At 57.9% G+C, this 17,346-nt stretch carries 18 protein-coding genes; 8 read left to right on the plus strand and 10 right to left on the minus strand.

Annotated elements, in window-relative coordinates:
- The 5 genes from OR1_RS19885 to OR1_RS19900 all read left to right on the plus strand — a co-directional run.
- A partial coding sequence (locus OR1_RS19885; protein WP_237754374.1) for a hypothetical protein occupies positions 1-241 on the plus strand: 241 nt, incomplete at its 5' end.
- Positions 234-572, plus strand: coding sequence for a type II toxin-antitoxin system PemK/MazF family toxin (locus OR1_RS19890; protein WP_041974755.1), 339 nt, complete (start codon positions 234-236; stop codon positions 570-572). The genes OR1_RS19885 and OR1_RS19890, both read left to right, overlap by 8 nt.
- Positions 573-601: 29 nt before the next feature.
- Complete coding sequence (locus OR1_RS23075; protein ID WP_272946226.1) at positions 602-730, plus strand: hypothetical protein; 129 nt, start codon at positions 602-604, stop codon at positions 728-730.
- 163 nt (positions 731-893) lie between these two features.
- Positions 894-1,289 carry a PTS sugar transporter subunit IIA gene (locus tag OR1_RS22955; protein ID WP_237754375.1) on the plus strand — a complete coding sequence of 132 codons (396 nt, stop codon included), beginning with the start codon at positions 894-896 and terminating at the stop codon, positions 1,287-1,289.
- Positions 1,286-3,280 carry a proton-conducting transporter membrane subunit gene (locus OR1_RS19900; protein ID WP_041974757.1) on the plus strand — a complete coding sequence of 665 codons (1,995 nt, stop codon included), beginning with the start codon at positions 1,286-1,288 and terminating at the stop codon, positions 3,278-3,280. The genes OR1_RS22955 and OR1_RS19900 overlap by 4 nt, the downstream gene beginning before the upstream one ends.
- Before the next feature lie 4 nt (positions 3,281-3,284).
- On the opposite strand, the gene OR1_RS19905 is transcribed toward OR1_RS19900, so the two are convergent.
- The 8 genes from OR1_RS19905 to OR1_RS19940 all read right to left on the minus strand — a co-directional run bounded on the left by OR1_RS19905 (position 3,285) and on the right by OR1_RS19940 (position 12,421).
- The gene (locus OR1_RS19905) at positions 3,285-3,794 is read right to left on the minus strand and encodes an NADH-quinone oxidoreductase subunit B family protein (RefSeq protein ID WP_041974758.1); all 510 of its coding nucleotides are present in this window, start codon (positions 3,792-3,794) and stop codon (positions 3,285-3,287) included.
- A 37-nt stretch (positions 3,795-3,831) separates the two neighbouring features.
- Complete coding sequence (locus OR1_RS19910) at positions 3,832-5,409, minus strand: NADH-quinone oxidoreductase subunit C (RefSeq protein ID WP_052440710.1); 1,578 nt, start codon at positions 5,407-5,409, stop codon at positions 3,832-3,834.
- Positions 5,410-5,419: 10 nt separating this feature from the next.
- The gene (locus OR1_RS19915; protein WP_041974760.1) at positions 5,420-6,868 is read right to left on the minus strand and encodes a hydrogenase 4 subunit F; all 1,449 of its coding nucleotides are present in this window, start codon (positions 6,866-6,868) and stop codon (positions 5,420-5,422) included.
- A gap of 34 nt (positions 6,869-6,902) precedes the next feature.
- On the minus strand, positions 6,903-7,568 hold the full coding sequence (locus OR1_RS19920) for a formate hydrogenlyase (RefSeq protein WP_041974762.1): 666 nt from the start codon (positions 7,566-7,568) through the stop codon (positions 6,903-6,905).
- Positions 7,569-7,571: 3 nt separating this feature from the next.
- Positions 7,572-8,516: a respiratory chain complex I subunit 1 family protein gene (locus OR1_RS19925; RefSeq protein WP_041974764.1), complete on the minus strand. Its 945-nt coding sequence runs from the start codon at positions 8,514-8,516 to the stop codon at positions 7,572-7,574.
- The gene (gene hyfB / locus OR1_RS19930; RefSeq protein WP_041974766.1) at positions 8,513-10,555 is read right to left on the minus strand and encodes a hydrogenase 4 subunit B; all 2,043 of its coding nucleotides are present in this window, start codon (positions 10,553-10,555) and stop codon (positions 8,513-8,515) included. The genes OR1_RS19925 and hyfB overlap by 4 nt, the downstream gene beginning before the upstream one ends.
- 208 nt (positions 10,556-10,763) lie before the next feature.
- Complete coding sequence (locus OR1_RS19935) at positions 10,764-11,333, minus strand: aminodeoxychorismate/anthranilate synthase component II (RefSeq protein ID WP_041974768.1); 570 nt, start codon at positions 11,331-11,333, stop codon at positions 10,764-10,766.
- A gap of 164 nt (positions 11,334-11,497) precedes the next feature.
- Positions 11,498-12,421, minus strand: a complete 924-nt coding sequence (locus OR1_RS19940; protein WP_041974771.1) for a hypothetical protein — start codon at positions 12,419-12,421, stop codon at positions 11,498-11,500.
- A 184-nt stretch (positions 12,422-12,605) separates the two neighbouring features.
- On the opposite strand from OR1_RS19940, the gene OR1_RS19945 reads away from it, so the two are divergent.
- Together OR1_RS19945 and OR1_RS21850 are read left to right on the plus strand one after the other, a co-directional pair.
- On the plus strand, positions 12,606-12,884 hold the full coding sequence (locus tag OR1_RS19945; protein WP_041974783.1) for a type II toxin-antitoxin system Phd/YefM family antitoxin: 279 nt from the start codon (positions 12,606-12,608) through the stop codon (positions 12,882-12,884).
- Entirely contained in the window at positions 12,829-13,143 is a 315-nt protein-coding gene (locus OR1_RS21850; protein ID WP_082003059.1) for a Txe/YoeB family addiction module toxin, read from the plus strand. Before OR1_RS19945 ends, OR1_RS21850 begins: the two co-directional genes overlap by 56 nt.
- Before the next feature lie 979 nt (positions 13,144-14,122).
- Here the strand turns inward: OR1_RS21850 and OR1_RS23080 are convergent.
- Both OR1_RS23080 and OR1_RS19955 read right to left on the minus strand, forming a co-directional pair.
- Positions 14,123-14,251: a helix-turn-helix transcriptional regulator gene (locus OR1_RS23080; RefSeq protein WP_305047307.1), complete on the minus strand. Its 129-nt coding sequence runs from the start codon at positions 14,249-14,251 to the stop codon at positions 14,123-14,125.
- Positions 14,252-14,320: 69 nt separating this feature from the next.
- Positions 14,321-15,232, minus strand: a complete 912-nt coding sequence (locus OR1_RS19955; protein ID WP_041974775.1) for a nitroreductase family protein — start codon at positions 15,230-15,232, stop codon at positions 14,321-14,323.
- 326 nt (positions 15,233-15,558) lie between these two features.
- Between OR1_RS19955 and OR1_RS19960 the strand changes: the two genes are divergently transcribed.
- The coding region (locus tag OR1_RS19960) for a carboxypeptidase regulatory-like domain-containing protein (RefSeq protein ID WP_041974777.1) at positions 15,559-17,346 on the plus strand (1,788 nt) is incomplete at its 3' end.

Below are 17,346 nucleotides of genomic sequence, written 5' to 3' on the forward strand. Positions count from 1 at the left end.
TAACATGCCCAACACACGGCTGAATATAACCTTACCCACTCCGATTGTAGATGATATCAAGGCGCTTTACGGGCAACGGGGTTTGAGCCAGTTCCTCGAGGAAGCGGCCAGGGAAAAGCTCGCCCAGGTAAAAAAGAAGACCTACAAAGGGTTGATCGAGGGGTACCAGGCCACTGCGGAAGAGACGGTGGAGGTCCTCAAAAAGTTCGAATCCGCCGTTACGGAAGAGCGCGATGTTTAAGCGGGGCGGGATCTATTCGGTCAATCTGGCCGTTGAGGGAGAAGGGGCCAAGGAGCCCTGCCCTTGTCTCGTGGTGAGCAACAATATCAGCAACGAGTTTTCACCGGTGGTGACTATCGTGCCGCTATCGTTTTCCAACATGGAAAAGATTTACGAGTTTGAAACTTTTTTGCCTGCCCCTAACAACGGGCTGGGAAAAGATGCTAAAATCAGTTCGCATATAATAATAACAATCGACAAGACCAAGGTTGTAGGGGAACGGCTGGGGTTTCTGACCAAGGGTCTCATGGAAAAGGTCGACAAATCCCTCAAGTTCCAGCTAGGCCTATAGGGACCGACAGTCTTTGGAGAATAGACAAGATGCACCTGAAAACTGCTGATGTAGCCAAGGCACTGAATGTTGAAGAAAAAAAACGTGCTGCACTGGATAAAAAACGGACCGGCTTCCTGCCGAGCGCGTTTCCGGGGAATTCCAGATCAACAGGGTAGACCTCCTCGAATGGGCGACCGAGCACGGGATCAAGGTCGATCCGGCAATCTTCAAGGCCCAGGATGATGAGAACATCGAGCTCCCGGCCTTACCCAGGCCCTGGAGGCAGGCGGGATTCACTGCAACGTCGCCGGTAACGACAAGGAATCGGTTCTCAGAAGCGTGGTCAAACTGCTCGATCTGCCGGCCGAGCTCGATCCGGATTTCGTCCTGCAGGTGCTTCTGGCGCGGGAAGCCCTGGGCACGACCGCTGTCGGCGACGGCATCGCCATACCCCATGTGCGCAACCCGATTCTGCTGCAGCTGCCAATACCCAAGGTTGCCCTCTGTTTTCTCGACCAGCCGGTGGATTTTGAAGCCCTGGACGGCAAGCCGGTCCAGATACTGTTCACGGTCACCAGCCCGACGGTAAAGATGCATCTGCACCTGCTTTCCAAACTCGCCTATGCGCTGCGCGACCACCGGCTGCGCGAGGCGCTCCGCACCCCGTGCGATCGGGATAGGATCATGGCTGTACTGAAAAACATCGAGCAGGATATAGGGAGACCTTCGACATGAGCGACTGGCTGACCGGAGTGGAGGCGGGTAATCTTCTTGTTGCTGCATCTCTATTGACTGCGGTTTCCGGTGTGCCGCTGCTCTTCCGTCTCCTGCCGCCGTCAGCCGGCCAGAAACTGGCCACCCTGCTCAGCTGTCTCGCCTCTCTGCTCGGCATCCTCGGGGCAGTCATCACCCTGCTCCAGCGTTCCACCGTAATCTATGAGCTACCCTGGCCCCTGCCGTTCGGACCGGCAACCTTTGCCATCGACCCCCTCTCAGCGCTCTTCACCCTCCCGATCCTGATCGTCTCGGCATGCTGCAGCATCTATTCCATCGACTACTGGCCCGCCGGCCAGAACCTGCGGACAGTCCGCAAGCTGACCTTCTTTTTCGGTCTCCTGGTCTCTGCCATGCTCTGGGTGGTGATGGCCCGCGCCACCAACATCTTCCTCGTCGCCTGGGAGATCATGGCGCTTGCCGCCTACTTCGTGCTGACCACCGACGACTTTGAGCCCGCAGTGCGTGAAGCCGGCACGCTCTACATGATCTGCACCCATATCGGCACCCTCTGCTTGTTCGCCATGTTCGCCCTTTTAAAGACGACTTCCGGTTCCTTTGTCTTCCCGGAAGCCGGCTCCCTTGAGGCCGCCGGGCCTCTGCCTGCCGCGATCTTTGTGGTCGCCCTCTTCGGGTTCGGTTTCAAGGCCGGCATCATGCCGCTGCATATCTGGTTGCCATCCGCCCATGCCAATGCCCCGAGCCATGTCTCGGCCATCATGTCGGGAGTCATACTCAAGGTCGGCATCTACGGCCTGGTGCGCACCCTCTCCTTTTTCAGCACCTTTCCGCTCTGGTGGGGGATTACCGTCCTGGTGCTCGGCATCGTTTCCGGCATTGTCGGCGTCGTATTCGCCATCGGCCAGCATGACCTCAAACGGCTGCTTGCCTATCACAGCATCGAGAATATCGGCATCATCGCCATGGGAATCGGCATTGCCATGATCGGAACGGCCACCGGAGCCCCGCTGCTGGCCCTGCTCGGCATGGCCGGAGCACTGCTCCATGTGATCAACCACGCCACGTTCAAGGCGCTCCTGTTCCTGGGCGCCGGCTCGGTCATCCACGCTGTCGGCACGCGGGAGATCGACCGGATGGGGGGACTGCTCCGGCACATGCCCTGGACCGCCCTGTTCTTCCTGACCGGGGCGGTGGCCATCTGCGGCCTGCCGCCGCTCAACGGGTTTGTCAGCGAACTGCTGATCTATCTCGGGCTGTTCAACGGTGCGGTCAACGGTGTCGGTGCGGGAGCGGCGGTCGCGGCACTGGCGGTACCGGGACTGGCGCTGATCGGGGGGCTGGCGGTGGCCTGCTTCGTCAAGGTCTTCGGGGTGGTGTTCCTCGGGGTGCCCAGGTTTCCGGAATCGGGCCATCCCCATGAGGCCGGTCCGAGCATGCGGATACCGATGGCCATGCTCGCCGTCATCTGTGTCGGCATCGGGGTCATGCCGCTTGCCGCGGCCCCCTTGCTGGAATCGGCCGTTGCCGGCTGGCACCGGTCCGCGGCCGGTTCGGCAACCCTGAGCACGGTCGCCCCGCTCGGCTGGCTTTCCATCCTGGCCATCAGCCTTGTGGCAATCGCCGCAGCGGCATACGCGGCTCGAATGCGCGGCAGGGCCGACCGGTCCGTTACCTGGGGTTGCGGCTATCTGGCCCCAACCCAACGGATGCAGTACACGGCCTCCTCATTCGCAGATATGATCGTGGCCCTTTTTTCAGGGATCCTGAGACCGGATTCCCACTCTCCGACCATCAAGACCTCGTTCCCGGCCGCGACCCGATTTTCCAGCCATGTGCCCGAGGCGGTCCTGGAAAAGATCTACCTCCCGCTGCTCCAGTGGGCGAACGAAAAGCTCGCTCCGGTCAGAAGGATGCAGCACGGGCAGATCCACTTCTATATCCTGTACACCTTTCTCACCCTGATGGTGCTGATATTCATCAGTTCCCCGTAGGTCATTACCCTTCGATCAGCCTGAGGATTCCGTTCAGCAGGTCGAACGGCGTGGGCGGGCAGCCCGGGATGACGGCATCGACCGGGATGACATTGCTCACCGCGCCCAGCGAGGCGTAGCTCTCGCCGAATACCCCGCCATTGCAGCCGCAATCCCCCACCGCAATCACCAGCTTCGGATCAGGGGTGGCGTTATAGGTCCGTTGCAGCGCAATCTCCATGTTTACCGACACCGGCCCGGTCACAAGCAGCAGGTCGGCAAACCGGGGCGAGGCGGTGAATTGCAGGCCGAACCGCTCGCAGTTGTAGATCGGGTTGTTCATGGCAATGATCTCCAGCTCGCAGCCGTTGCACGAACCCGCATCCACCTCGCGGATTGCCAGGCTGCGCCTGAAGCGGCGTCTGACCGCCTCTTCCAGCCGTTGCCCGACAATGGCGACCTCCGACTCGACATCTTCCGGCAAAGGCTCGGTCACAACCCCAGTCCTGAATATCTGGTGCAGTATCCTCAGCATAATGTCCTCGAACCTCGAACATGGAACTTCGCACCTGTCATAAGTCATTCCCAGAATATGACTGGTTGAAACTCTTGTTGCAGAGCGGGAAATCAGGGACGATATTTCCGAGCACCGCCTGTTCCAGCCCCAGCCAGTTGACGCTGGAGGGATCGCGGATCATGCAGCGGTTGATCTCGCCTTGCGCCCCGGACTGGAGCCAGTACACGATCTCGCCCCGCCACCCTTCGACCACGCTGAACGAGCTGCTGTCCTTTGGAAGCGGACCGCATCGGGCCGAGATCTCGCCGCTGGGAAGCGAGTCCAGCAGCTCGATGATCAACCGGAGCGAATCGCGGATCTCTTCCACCCTGACCCAGGCCCGGGCATGGACGTCGCAGGAATTGAGGACGATCTCACGCGGCTGAATCCGGTCGTACGGGGGGAACGGGGTCTGGATACGGCAGTCTAAGTGCTGGCCGCTGGCCCGCGCCACATAGCCGACCGTCCCCAGCTCCAGCGCCAGTTCCGGGGTCAGGATGCCGGTGCTCCGGAGCCGGTCCTCCAGGGACGGGCTTTCGTCATAAATGGTGATGATCCGCTCGAACTCGCCCCCCAGCCAGGAGAGTTCCTGCTCGATCCGGTCTGCGCCGTCCTGAGGGAGGTCGACAGAGACGCCGCCGGGGACGATCCGGTCCATGAGATAGCGATGGCCGAACAGCTTGTGATTCAGGCGCAGCAGCCGTTCTTTGAGCCTGGAGAGCTGAAACAGGACAATGGCAAAGGCCGCATCGTTTGCAATGGCCCCGATGTCCCCCAGGTGGTTGGCGATCCGCTCCAGTTCTAGGAACAGCGCCCGCAGCCAGAGGGCGCGCTCCGGCGGCTGGCAGCCGCAGAGCGCCTCCAGGGCGCGGCAGTAGGTCAGGGCATGGCCAACGGTGGAATCGCCGGAGACCCGGCCGGCCAGACGAGCTCCATCGGACGGAGCCAGCAGCTCGAACCGCTTTTCGATCCCCTTGTGAACATAGCCGAGCCGCTCCTCCAGGTTGATGATATCCTCGCCAACGGCCTGGAACCGAAAATGCCCGGGCTCGATGATCCCGGCATGCACCGGCCCGACCGGGATCTCGTAGACCCCTTCGCCGGTTGCCCGGGCCCACCGGTAATCGCCTGCAACCCTGGGGAGCCGCTGGTCGATAGCGAACGATTTGCGCAACGGCCAGGCATCTGGAGGCCAGTCCTCGAACTTGATCCAGGGGCGCAGGTCGGAGTGGACATGACCGGTCGGCACCAGCCCCATCAGGCTGTGGATCTGGCGCTCGAAACGGAAGGCCGGGATATACTTCATGGTCAGGCTGGGGAAGGTCGGATCAGCCTCCGGCAGATCGCACCGGACCAGCAGGTACTCCCTTTCCCGGGCATAGCAGGCGAACAGGGCGAATCCGCGTGCCAGCAGGGTCTCGTCCACCCCCCATTCGGCCACGAGCCGGGCCCCGGCCCCCTTCATGGCGCGGGCCCCGGTTTCAAAGACCTCTCTGGGGATGCAGAGCTCCCTTACCGGCTCCTGCGAACGGGGAGCGCCGGCAATGGCCGCCTCACCCACATGTGTTATCATGATATCGTAGAGCGTCGTCACGGAATCTGCCTCATTTCAAAAGACCTACCGCCAGCTGGAACCAGTTGGAGAGGAATCCGGGGAGGTAAATCCCCAAAAGCAGCACCAGCGCCATATGCAGGGTAACCGGTATGTTTGCGGCTTTGATCGGCTTCTGCCAGGGGGGGACCATCCCCGCAACCATCGGCTGCACGCGCCGGAACAGCCCGGCAAAGGCTACGGCAAGGCCGATCAGGAGTAACGGGGTCAGCAGCGGCATCTGCTTGATGGTGGCGGTCAGGATCAGGAATTCGCTGGCAAAGAGCCCGAACGGCGGCATTCCGGCCAGGGCCATCACGCCGAGGAGCAGCCCCCAACCGACCGGCGGGTTGCCCCGGATCAGCCCCCGGATCTTGGACATCTCCTGGGTGCCGTGCATCTGGGAGGCATGGCCGACGCTGTAGAAAACCGCGGATTTGGTAAGGCTGTGCACCAGCATGTGAAGCATGCCGCCGAATGCCGCAATCGGCCCCCCCAGGCCGAAGGCAAAGGTGGCGATCCCCATATGCTCGATGGAGGAGTAGGCGAAGAGTCTCTTGATATCCTTCTGCCGCAGCAGGGAGAAGGAGGCGACCAGCAGCGACAGCAGGCCGAAGCAGATCATCATGTTGCCGGCCAGGTGGGTTCCGGTCGAGCCGTCCACGAGCGATTTGCACCGCACCAGCGCATAGAGGGCCACGTTGAGGAGCAAGCCGGACAGGACCGCGGAAATCGGCGTCGGCCCTTCGCTGTGGGCGTCCGGCAGCCAGTTGTGCACCGGCACCAGGCCGACCTTGGTACCGTAACCGACCATCAGGAACACGAACGCCAAGCGCAGCACAGTCGGCTCCAGCTGACTGCTCACCTGGCTGAGGTTGGTCCAGAGCAGCGCGTTCCCCCCCTCCCCGATAACCCGTTCCGCAGCGAAATAGAGGAGCACGGTGCCGAAGAGCGCCTGGGCGATCCCGACCCCGCAGAGGATGAAGTACTTCCAGGCCGCCTCGATGGCGGTCGGGGTGCGGTAGAGCGATACCAGCAGCACCGTGGCCAGGGTGGCCAGCTCCATGGATATCCAGAGCACTCCGAGGTTGTTGGTGAGCAGCGCCATCAACATGGCAAAGATGAAGAGCTGGAACATGGCGTGGTAAAACCTCATCCTGATCGGGCCGACCCGGCCGTGGCTGCGCTCCACCCGCATGTAGCGGCGGCTGAAAATGGCGGTGGTCATGGAGACGAAGGTGGTGAGCACCACCAGGTAGACATTGAACGGATCGACAAAAAAGAAGTTCCCCCCGGCCAGGAACGCCCCGGTCCGATAGACCTGCAGCGCCAGGGAGAGACTGGCGACAAAGGTCAGGCCGGAACTGGCGATATTTACCTCGGGCGCGTACTTCCAGTCGCCGATAAAGGCGAGGGCAACGGCAGCCAGCAAAGTTATCCAGAGGAGCAGCATCAGGGTCATGTCAATGTCCTGTGCGGTTGGTTCGCCGCAATAATTAATCCGTCTCCTTCAGTTTTGCCATCTGGTCCACATCGAGGCTGTCAAAGGTCGTGTTGATGTGGAAAAAGAAGATGCCGAAGATGAACGCCGCAATCAGCAGGTCCAGCGCCACACCCAGCTCCACCACCATCGGCATGCCGTAGGTGGCGCTGGTCGCGGCAAAAAATAGCCCGTTTTCCATGGCCAGGAAACCGATGATCTGGCTGACCGCATGCCGCCGGGTCACCATCATCAGCAGCCCGAGCATAACCGTAGCCAAGGCCACCGCCAGGGTCGTCCGGGTCATGAGCGCCGACAGCTGGCGGATCGGCTCGGTCAGGTGATAGGAAAAGATCACCAGCGCGATGCCGATCATCATGGTGGTCGGGACATTCATCATGCTCTCGATTTCCCGGTGGATCTTCAGTTTCAGGATCAGCTTGTAAAGGATGTACGGGAGCAGGATCACCTTCATCACCAGGGTCAGGAGCGACGAGAGGTACAGGTGGTGCACGCCGGTGGCAAAGCCGATTATGGCGGTGCTGACCCCGAGGAAAAACCCCTGCCAGGCAAAGATGTGGAGAATGGCGAACATCCGCCTCTGCACCAGAAGGGCAAAGGAGGTGAGCAGGATCAGGGCGGCCAGCAGCAGGTTCAGTTGGACCACAAGGGCATGGGACACGGGTCACTCCAGAATGAAAAAGGCGATCATCCCGAGGGTCGCCAGCAGAAAGGCGCTCCCCAGGTACTCCGGCACGCGGAAGATCCGCATCTTGGCCATGCTGGTCTCGATCAGCACCATGATGACGCCGCCGAGCAGCAGTTTCAGGATAAAGAGGGCCGCGCCTGCCAGCAGTGCCAGCGGCTCCCCGCTCGTGGCGATCCCCCAGGGGGTGAAGGCCGCGATCCCGAGGGAGAAGAACAGCATCAGCTTCATCATTCCGGCCCACTCGATAAGCGCTAGGTAGCGGCCGGAATACTCCAGGATCATCGCCTCGTGGATCATGGTCAGTTCCAGGTGCGTGGCCGGGTTGTCCACCGGAATCCTGCCGGTCTCGGCCAGGGCCACGAGGATGAAGGCGATCAGGGCAAAGGCCATGGAGGGCCGGATGGTGAAGTCCCCCCGGGACATGACCTCCACCATCCTGGTCAGGGAGGTCGAACTGCTCGTCAGGGATACGGTAAAGACCGCCATAAGCATTGCCGGTTCGGCCAGGGCCGAGATCATCATCTCCCGGCTCGACCCCATGCCGCCGAATGCGGTGCCGATATCCATTCCGGCCAGGGCGGTAAAGAACCGGACAATGGCGAACAGCATGACCAGGGCGATGATGTCGGCGGTATCGGCCAGCGGCAGTTCGGTGGAGACCAGCGGGATGATAGCGCCGGCCAGCACCGTGACTCCGAAGATCAGATAGGGGGTGAAGCGGAAGATCCAGGACGCCCCCTCAGCCAGGGTCACGTCCTTGATGAAGAGCCTGCTGATGTCGCGGTACGGCTGCAGTAGTCCCGGCGAGGTCCGCCCCTGCAGACGGCACTTGACGATCTTGACCCAGCCGGCAAAGGCCGGCGCCAGGCCGAGCAGCAGCGCCAGTTGCAGCAGTTCTATGGCAAGTGGGTGGAGGCTCATCCCAGGAACACCAAAAGTACGATCAGGGTGACGAACGAATACATGAGATAGATCTGAATCCGGCCCTGCTGCAGCTTGCCGACCCACCGGGCGACCCAGAAGGCGGCATCGGCCTGCGGGGCATACAGCCACGCCCAGATCCGGTCGCGGATCCGCAGCCGGTAGCGGATATTATCGGCCATCACCGGGTGGTTCTGCGGCGAGACCAGCTCGACCTGCTCGCGGATATCGAAGAGAAAACCTAGCACGCGGCGGATCGGCATGGCAAAGGCGGTGGCGGTGTACTGCATCCGCGGGGTGATCCGCTCGAAACCGCAATCCCAGAGCGGTACCCGGCGGATCGAGGCGCCACGGACATGGAGCAGCAGGTAGGTAACGGCAACCACGGCCAGGATCACCCCGAACACCAGCGGCCCTGAGTAGGAGGCCCGGTCAGCCGTTGCTGGGGTCAGCCAGAGCCAGCCGAATTGCCCGGCAGTGGTGGCGAGATGCCCACCCAGCAGCTGTTGCGGAATAGCGTCCAGCCAGCCGATGACAAAGGTCGGCAGCACCCCCAGGGCCAGGCAGGAAAGAGCGGTCAGCGACATCCCCAGCAGCATGGCCGGACCGACCTCATGGATCTTCTCCCCCTTGCGGTGGCCGCGCCGGGAGCCGAGGAAGGTGACCCCGAACGCCTTGACGAAACAGGCGGCGGCAAGCGCGCCGGTGAGCGCCAGCAGCGCGGCGCCCAACGGTATCAACAGCTTCAGCAGCGGCTGCGGCAGGGCGGGCGACAGGAGGAATGCCTGAAAGGTGAGCCATTCCGAGACAAAACCGTTGAACGGCGGCAGGCCTGAGATGGAGATGCACCCCACCAGGAACAGGCCGGACGTCCAGGGGAGCGGCCGGATCAGCCCCCCCATCTCTTCCATGTTCCGTTCGCGGGTGGCATGGATCACGGCGCCGGCCCCCATGAAGAGCAGCCCCTTGAACAGGGCGTGATTGAGGGTGTGGTAGAGCGCGGCCACCAGGGCCAGCGCGGCCAGGGCCGGGAAGTGGAACGCGGTGAAGATCATGGCCAGCCCCAGGCCGATCAGGATGATGCCGATGTTTTCCACCGAATGGTAGGCCAGGAGCCGTTTGAGGTCGTGCTGCATCAGGGCGTAGAGCACGCCGAGGACCGCAGAGATCAGACCGAAGACCAGGACGATCCCCCCCCACCACCAGGGAAACTCGCCGAGCAGGTCGAAGCCGACCCGGACCATGCCGTAGATCGAGGTCTTCAGCATGACGCCGCTCATCAGGGCCGAGACATTGGACGGCGCCACCGGGTGGGCCTCGGGAAGCCAGACATGCAGCGGTATCACACCCGCCTTGGCCGCAAAACCAAAGAACGCCAGGAAAAAGGCCGCCGTACTCCATCCGGGCGAGAGGTGGGCCGCCCGCATGGCGTCGAAGGTGTAGCCGTCGAAGCGGTCGAAGCCGGTGGCCAGGCCGGCCATGACCCCGAAGGAAAGCAGTATCCCGATGGCGCCCACATGGGCGACCAGCAGGTAGAGAAAGGCGGCGCGCCGGTTTTCGGCCCGCTCGTCCTCGTACATGACCAGGAAATAGGAGGCCGCGGCCATCAGTTCCCAGGCCACCAGGAAGAGATAGGCGTCGTCGGCGATGATCACCAGCAACATCCCGGCCATAAAGAGGAGGTAGAACAACACCAGCGGTGTGACCGGCCGCTGGCCGAGATAGCTGCGCACATAACCGATGGAGTAGATCGAGGTGAAGAGCGACAGGGTGCCGATGACGATGAGGAAGAAACCGGCCAGGGGATCGAGCCGGATATTGAAAGGGAGACCGGGAAGGCCGAGGGGTATGGTTGCCGCGCTGTTGATTCCCTGGGAAAGGGCCAGGAACCCTGCCAGGGTCACCGCCCCAGCAGCGAAAGCCGCCAGGGCAAAGGCAACCGGGATCAGCAGCCGTTCCCATCGCGAAAACAGCGGGCAGACAACCGCCGTCCCCAGCAGGAGCAGAATCGAGAAACCGGCGATATCAAGCGCGGTCATGGCTCATGGTCCTTTTTCAGTACGAAGCGGGATATTATGGGGCAATGCAAAGAGCTGTTACTGTGAAGCCGCGAAATTGACTCTCATGATAACGCAAAATCGTCGGATGGCAAGCAGGCCGTGCAAAATTCAGCGCTGAAAAAAACAATGCCGCCCTTCGCAAACGAAGAAGGCGGCACCGGATCATGCAACAGGTCGTCGGTATAGCTCAGGCGGTCATCTCCAGGAAATTCCTCAGCATATCCATCCCCCCTTCGGTCAGGATCGATTCGGGGTGGAACTGCACCCCCCAGAGCGGCAGCTCGCGGTGCCGCAGCCCCATCACCTCACCCTCCTCCACCCAGGCAGTTATCTCCAGGCAGTCGGGGAAACTGCTCCGCTCCACGATCAGCGAATGATAGCGGGTGGCGTTGAACGGGTTGGGAACCCCCCGGAACAACCCCTTGCCGTCGTGATGGATCAGCGAGGTCTTGCCGTGCATGAGCGTGGCGCTTCCCACGACCTTGCCGCCGAATGCCGCGCCGATCGACTGGTGTCCGAGGCAGACGCCGAGGATCGGGATCTTTCCGGCAAAGTGGCGGATGGCGGCAACGGAGATGCCGGCCTCCTCCGGTGAACAGGGGCCGGGCGAGACGACCAGCCGCTTCGGCGCCAGCCGCTCGATCTCTTCGAGCGAGATCCGGTCGTTGCGGTACACCTGCACATCTTCGCCGAGCTGGCCGAAATACTGGACGATGTTGTAGGTAAAGGAGTCGTAGTTGTCGATCATGAGGAGCATAAAATGGTTTATCCCGCTGGTTCGTTAAAGTTTGCTGCCGCAATCCGGACGGATGCCGGCCTTTTGCGTGTCTGAACATAGTACATAATGCCTCTGAAATCAAGGATATCGAGCCTGCTCTTTCAGTAGGCAATGCGGTTCACCCGGTCGGCAGTTGACCGGCTTCAGTACGCCACTTCCCATGTCCCGGCAGGCGACCGCACCACAACGAGCCGGGGAGGAAATGCCACGGAAATGGCCATGACAGCACACATCTGGGCGTCGTCACCCTTGATGCGCGCAAACGAGCTCTCCTCGAACGGAAAGAGCGGAACGGCATCCTTGCGGCTGACCACGACTTCGGGGTTGCCGGTGGTGACGAAATCGAGCTGGGCAAGAGGCGGGGCCGCGACCCGTATCCCTGCGGCATACGCCTGATCGAGACATTTAGCCTTTTTCACCTCAGCCGGGTTCATATTGGGATTCCTCCCCAGCAGTTCATAGAGATAGGCAAAGTCCGGTTTGAACGCCTCGGCCAGTTTCTGGACCATAATGGCCAGGGCTTTCCGGTCCTCATCGTTCAGCGAAGTGACCGGCGGATAATGGTGCCACGGCAGGTCGGTCGCAAACTCCGCGGTAAATTCGCGTTGCAACACCACCTTGCCGGTCGTCCGTTTATCCTCCCGCCCGGTACCGCTCTGGTTGGTGGCCTGATAGCGCCCCGCTTCGCTCTTCTCGATTGTCTGATCCGTCACTGACGCCCAGCTGAGCTGGGCATTGTAAGGCCTTTTGGCATCATCCGGCACGAACTCGATCCTGATCGAATTCTTCCCCCTGCGCAGCGCCGCGCCGAGCGAACTTGCCGGCACCCATACCGAAGGCGCGATATCCCGTTCCTCGAACAGGACCGGGACATTGTCCTTGCGCACCTCCTGCTCGGCGAGCAGGACGTTGTTGATATAGACCCTGGCATTGCCCGGTACGGTTTCAACCTTATCGGAACTGACCGGATCGCCGACATAAGGAGTGAATTTGAACTCCACATTGATAACCTTGGCCGAAGCCGGCGAGACCCAGAGCAGAATCAGAAATAATGCCATTTTGTACATGAGTTTTCCTCCCGGAGACCTTTCGTTACGAGGAGATCATCAACGTTGTGATGCCATGGTTATCCAAGTTCTGCCGCTATCGCCCGGTCACGGTCTGAGTGCGTGGTTGTTGTCAATTTTGTACTTGCTTGCCCCTGCTTTATTATGTACTGTGTTTCTGTACATATTAGGAGGTGACATTCTCATGCTACAAACAACCTATACCAATGCTAGAGCCCACTTTGCAGGACTTTGCGACGAAGTTTCTGAAAACAGGGAAATCGTTGTCATCCGTCGGCGCAAAGGTGGCAATGTTGCCATGATTGCCGCTGATGAATTGCAGAGTCTGATAGAAAGTGCTCATCTTATGCGTTCTCCTAAAAATGCCGAGAGATTGCTTTCTGCTCTGGAGCGGGCGTTGAAAGAAGATGGTGAGGCATCATCGCTGCAATCGCTCCGCTCTGAGGTTGGCCTTGAGGGCTAAACAGCGTGAGTCAGTTTTTCAGCCTGAATTCCGTGAAGATTTACGGCATTGGGTTGAAACCGACCGAAAGGTTGCGCTCCGTACTTTAGATTTGATTGAAGCGATCATGCGCGACCCGTTCACTGGCATTGGCAAACCAGAACCTCTCAAATACTTGGCAAATGGTGCATGGTCAAGACGCCTCACCCAGGAGCATCGTATAGTTTATCTTGTCCGCGACAACCGTATTGATTTCCTCCAAGCACGCTACCACTATTGAATGATCTTTGCTTCACTCCACCAACGGCTTGAGGTCTGCTGTGGAGCGTAGCGGAAACAGCAGCACCCGAGTGTTAGGCATCGTCTGGATATTTATCTAATAAAGCCGAATACATCTATTGGGTGATGATTTGCAAAATGCAAGACCTTCTGCACATACAGTAGCATTATCAGAGGCACGGAGAATGTGATGACAAAAATAAGTGCACTTGCTTTTTCTTTTTCAAAGTTTGATTTTTTTATGATCATTTCTTGAAAATAAATTCTTAATACGAAGTGAATGAAGCAGACGACGTAAGGAACTCCTACGAAAACAAGAAATATGAAGTATGGCCTATTGTCGCCATACTCAATTTTTCCCAAATTTGAAACCAGCGCATTGATCACGAAGTAAAAGTACAGCAAGTAAGGGATCATGCTCTTCAAGTTACTCGTAATGACGTTTCTAACTGCCTCTTCAATGCTGTTAAATGCCATAGGTTTTTCTAAATCTATTAATTCTGTACAGCCTTTCGTGTGCCTTGATTTTCTCGGTTAATGGCGGGTACAGAATTGCACAAAAACCTAGGGTCAGCGTGAGCAGAACAATAATTGGAATCAGACTCATCATTATCTTCTCGTTATGCCGTAAATTTTTTGCCTAACGAGTTGTTAGTAGGTTTCCGTATATAAGTAATTTATTACCGATATAGGTAATTTATTACTTATACAAGTAACCTTAAATATTACCTACATCGGTAATTTTGCGCATCCAGCTTCTGCTCCGAAATCCCTCCGGAATCAAATACAAAAAAGGCCGCATGCGGCAATTGCTGCCACACGCGGCCATTATCTTCAGCTTCCCTCTCCAGCATTCATGGCAGACAACGCCTCCCATTACATTGCATATTACATAAGCCTAATACACCCCGGAACAGGCAGGTGTCAAGGGATTATAGCCGTCATTCTCCATACTTATTCATATATTCCGGCCTCATGCCTCACAGAAATACCCGGTAATCCGTATTCAGGGCCTTCGCAAGCTTTTTGGCCGTCTCCTTGCCTATCGGTCGCTTGCCGTTCTCCATCTCGGATATGTGCCGCTGAGGTATAGAGGTCAGTTCGGCCAGCTTTGTCTGCTAAATCCCCTCCTTGCTTCTTGCTCCCCTGAGCACTGACGCCAGTAATCCCTCTGATGATCACCCGAAGCTGCTGACCGAGGAAAAATGGCGGACCACGCCGCGGCGGAACTGGACGGCCGGATAGCCGACGATGAGCGCAATTGCGGGCTTGTTCCCTGCCGGGATGCCGAGCCGCTGGCAGAGCTTTTGGTTGCGCCTGATGATCGGTGCGGCGGCACCGATCATCGTGGTGCCGAGCCCCATGGATTCGACCGCGAGCATGGCGTAGGTGCAGGCGATCATCGCCTCGGATGCGTCAACATACGGGGAGTGGTGGAACAGGAGAACTGCCGGCGCATCGTAGAAGAGCAGGTTCCGTCCCTGGCTCCGCCCCTCGATATACGCCTTGACCAGGGGGACGATGAAACCGCTCATCTGCTCAAAGGCCGGCCGCTTCATGATCGGTCGCATGACGGCAAGGACCCATGGCTTTAAGATCCTGAGCATCCCGCTGTAGCCGTTGACAACTTCGCCGGCCAGGACCTGCACCCGCTCCCGTCCGGCAATGACAGCGCAACCCACGTCCCACGGGGGAATCCCCATCGGCCCGGATGCCGCCATGGCGACGATCTGCTGCAGCAGCTCGGCTGGCGGTTCCTCTTCCCTGAAACGGCGCACGCTGCGGCGGGCCTGCATAAGCGCGGCCAACGCCTTCCTGTCCGCCCGCTCCTCAGGCGGCGCGAGCGGAACCAGGTCTGCAGCGGAGATGCCGCGGCCGGTCACCCGAACGCATTCGGCCGGGCAGACCATCATGCAGTGGCCGCAGGCAATGCAGCCGAACATGCTTTCGGTGTGAACCTGCACAACCCCATCCTCCTGACGGAGCACTTCGGTCGGGCAGATGCGGCTGCACTCGCCGCAGCGCGTACATGCGGAATAATCGATCGCGACGGACCCGGCTTCATTGTAGAGACTGTGACTTACCGGCATAGAAGTCCCACACACGGCGATTTACTGTCGAAAATATTTACACTTGATTCAACTAATATCATTGTACGCATGAGGCATTACCCACCATACCTAATGATATCTGGCAGTTAACACACAACACCCCATTAACACCGTGTCGGAATCATTTACACATCAAAGACTGAATTAATGATTAGCTTCATCAATTACATCTAACAAGCTAAATAATAAGCATTTTCCACTGAACAACTCTTGACATCATTATTGCATATCCAATTTTAACACACTAAACACTTTAATTAATTTATTTTATTTTTGTATCTATAAATTATATGGAGGGCTCCACTATGAATTTCAATAAATTAGTAAAGAACAATAAGTTATCTTATTTACTTGTTGCAATAACGTTTTTGTTGTCATTCACAAGCTTTTCTGTTTACGCCGATCAAGGATCCCCTAGCTTCAGTGATAATTTAAAATCTCTTCACGCCAATACGAAGCTTAGTGCCCCAGATGACGTTTTGTCTGACTTTGTGGGTGGAAAGCCGGTAACGCCTGTGATTGTTGCGTTACAACCATCTACGCTAGCAAAGTCTCTGGCTGCCAAATCAAAAATACATGCACAGCCCCCTGGTGCATTTACAGTTTCCGGGGCAACCAGCTATTACAATCTACAGGATGAGTCAATCAAATCTCAACTTATCGCAACCGTTACTGAGACTGTTGAGCGTGTTATTAATCAACTGGGTGTAACCGGTATTACAGTTGTCCGGAAGTATCCATATGAGTTCGGTTTTGCTGCCAAGGTAACGCCGGAGGCACTGACACGCATCCTTGATCTGCCGGATGTCCTGTCTGTTGAAAAGGATGATATCGAGTCCGGCAAGTATTTCTCCTCCAGTCCTCAAAAACTCTCTGATGGCTCGGATGTTGAGATGAGTGTCATAAGTGGTCCGCCGGTGCCCCCTCCCGGCTTTGCGGTTGAGCGCCAGGAGGTTTCTCTGCCAGTAAGCGATAGTGCAGGCGTTAAGATCTTGACGGTACCTGCCTTCAACTGGGTTATGGGTTGCTCCGCGGTATCTGGCGCGATGATTGCGGGGTATTATGATCGATCAGGATTTTCTAACATGTACGCTGGTCCCACTAATGGCGGTGTTATGCCATTGGATAATAGTTCATGGCCAACCTGGTGGGATGGATACTCAACATATCCAAACTGCCCATTAATCGCCTCAAAAAATGGAGTGGATGGAAGGACTGCCCGAGGATCAATAGACGATTATTGGGTTAAATACGGTAGTTCTGTGACGGACCCGTTCATCACTAATGGCTGGACAGAGCATACACCGGGAACTGCAATTGCGGACTATATGAAGACCAGCCAATCAAGATATGGCAATAGCGATGGGAGTACAGCCTTCTGGAACTGGGTTAATTCATCGAACAAGCTAACTTGTACTGATATGGTGAACAATTCTTTTTCCGATGGAACTTTGGGGCGAAAACGCTTTTATGAAGCAAGGGGTTATACCGTTACCGACTGCTATAACCAGAAAACAGACAATACGATTGCTGGTGGTTTTTCATTTGCCAAGTTTAAAGCGGAAATAGATGCCGGAAGACCTGTATTTCTCAACCTTGCCGGACATTCCGTCGTTGGTGTAGGCTATGACGAATCATCAAATCTGGTCTACCTTCACGATACGTGGGACTACAGCAATCACACCATGACCTGGGGAACAAGTTATAATGGCATGGGGTTACTGTCTGTTAGTATGGTGAATTTGGCACCAGTCGCGAACCCTCTCTCTGTGCTTTCCGGCACTGTCCTTTCCGGTAGTGCCACTGGACCGGTGCTGCCCAGTGCTACCGTATCCATAGCGGGCAAAACGGCTATTACCAGCGCCACCGGCACCTTCTCCATAACCGGCATTCCAGAGGGCACCTATCCCCTCACTATCACCAAGGCCGGGCATGATACCTACTCTAACCCCAGCTACGACATGACCTCTGACAAGACCGGCCAGTTATTCTATTTAACTTACTCTCTCTCAGGCACCGTCCGTTCCGGGAGCGCCACCGGACCAGTGTTGGCCGGCGCCACAGTGTCCATTGCGGGTAAAACAACCACAACC

This window comes from Geobacter sp. OR-1 (genome assembly GCF_000813145.1).
Taxonomy (GTDB): Bacteria; Desulfobacterota; Desulfuromonadia; order Geobacterales; family DSM-12255; genus Geoanaerobacter.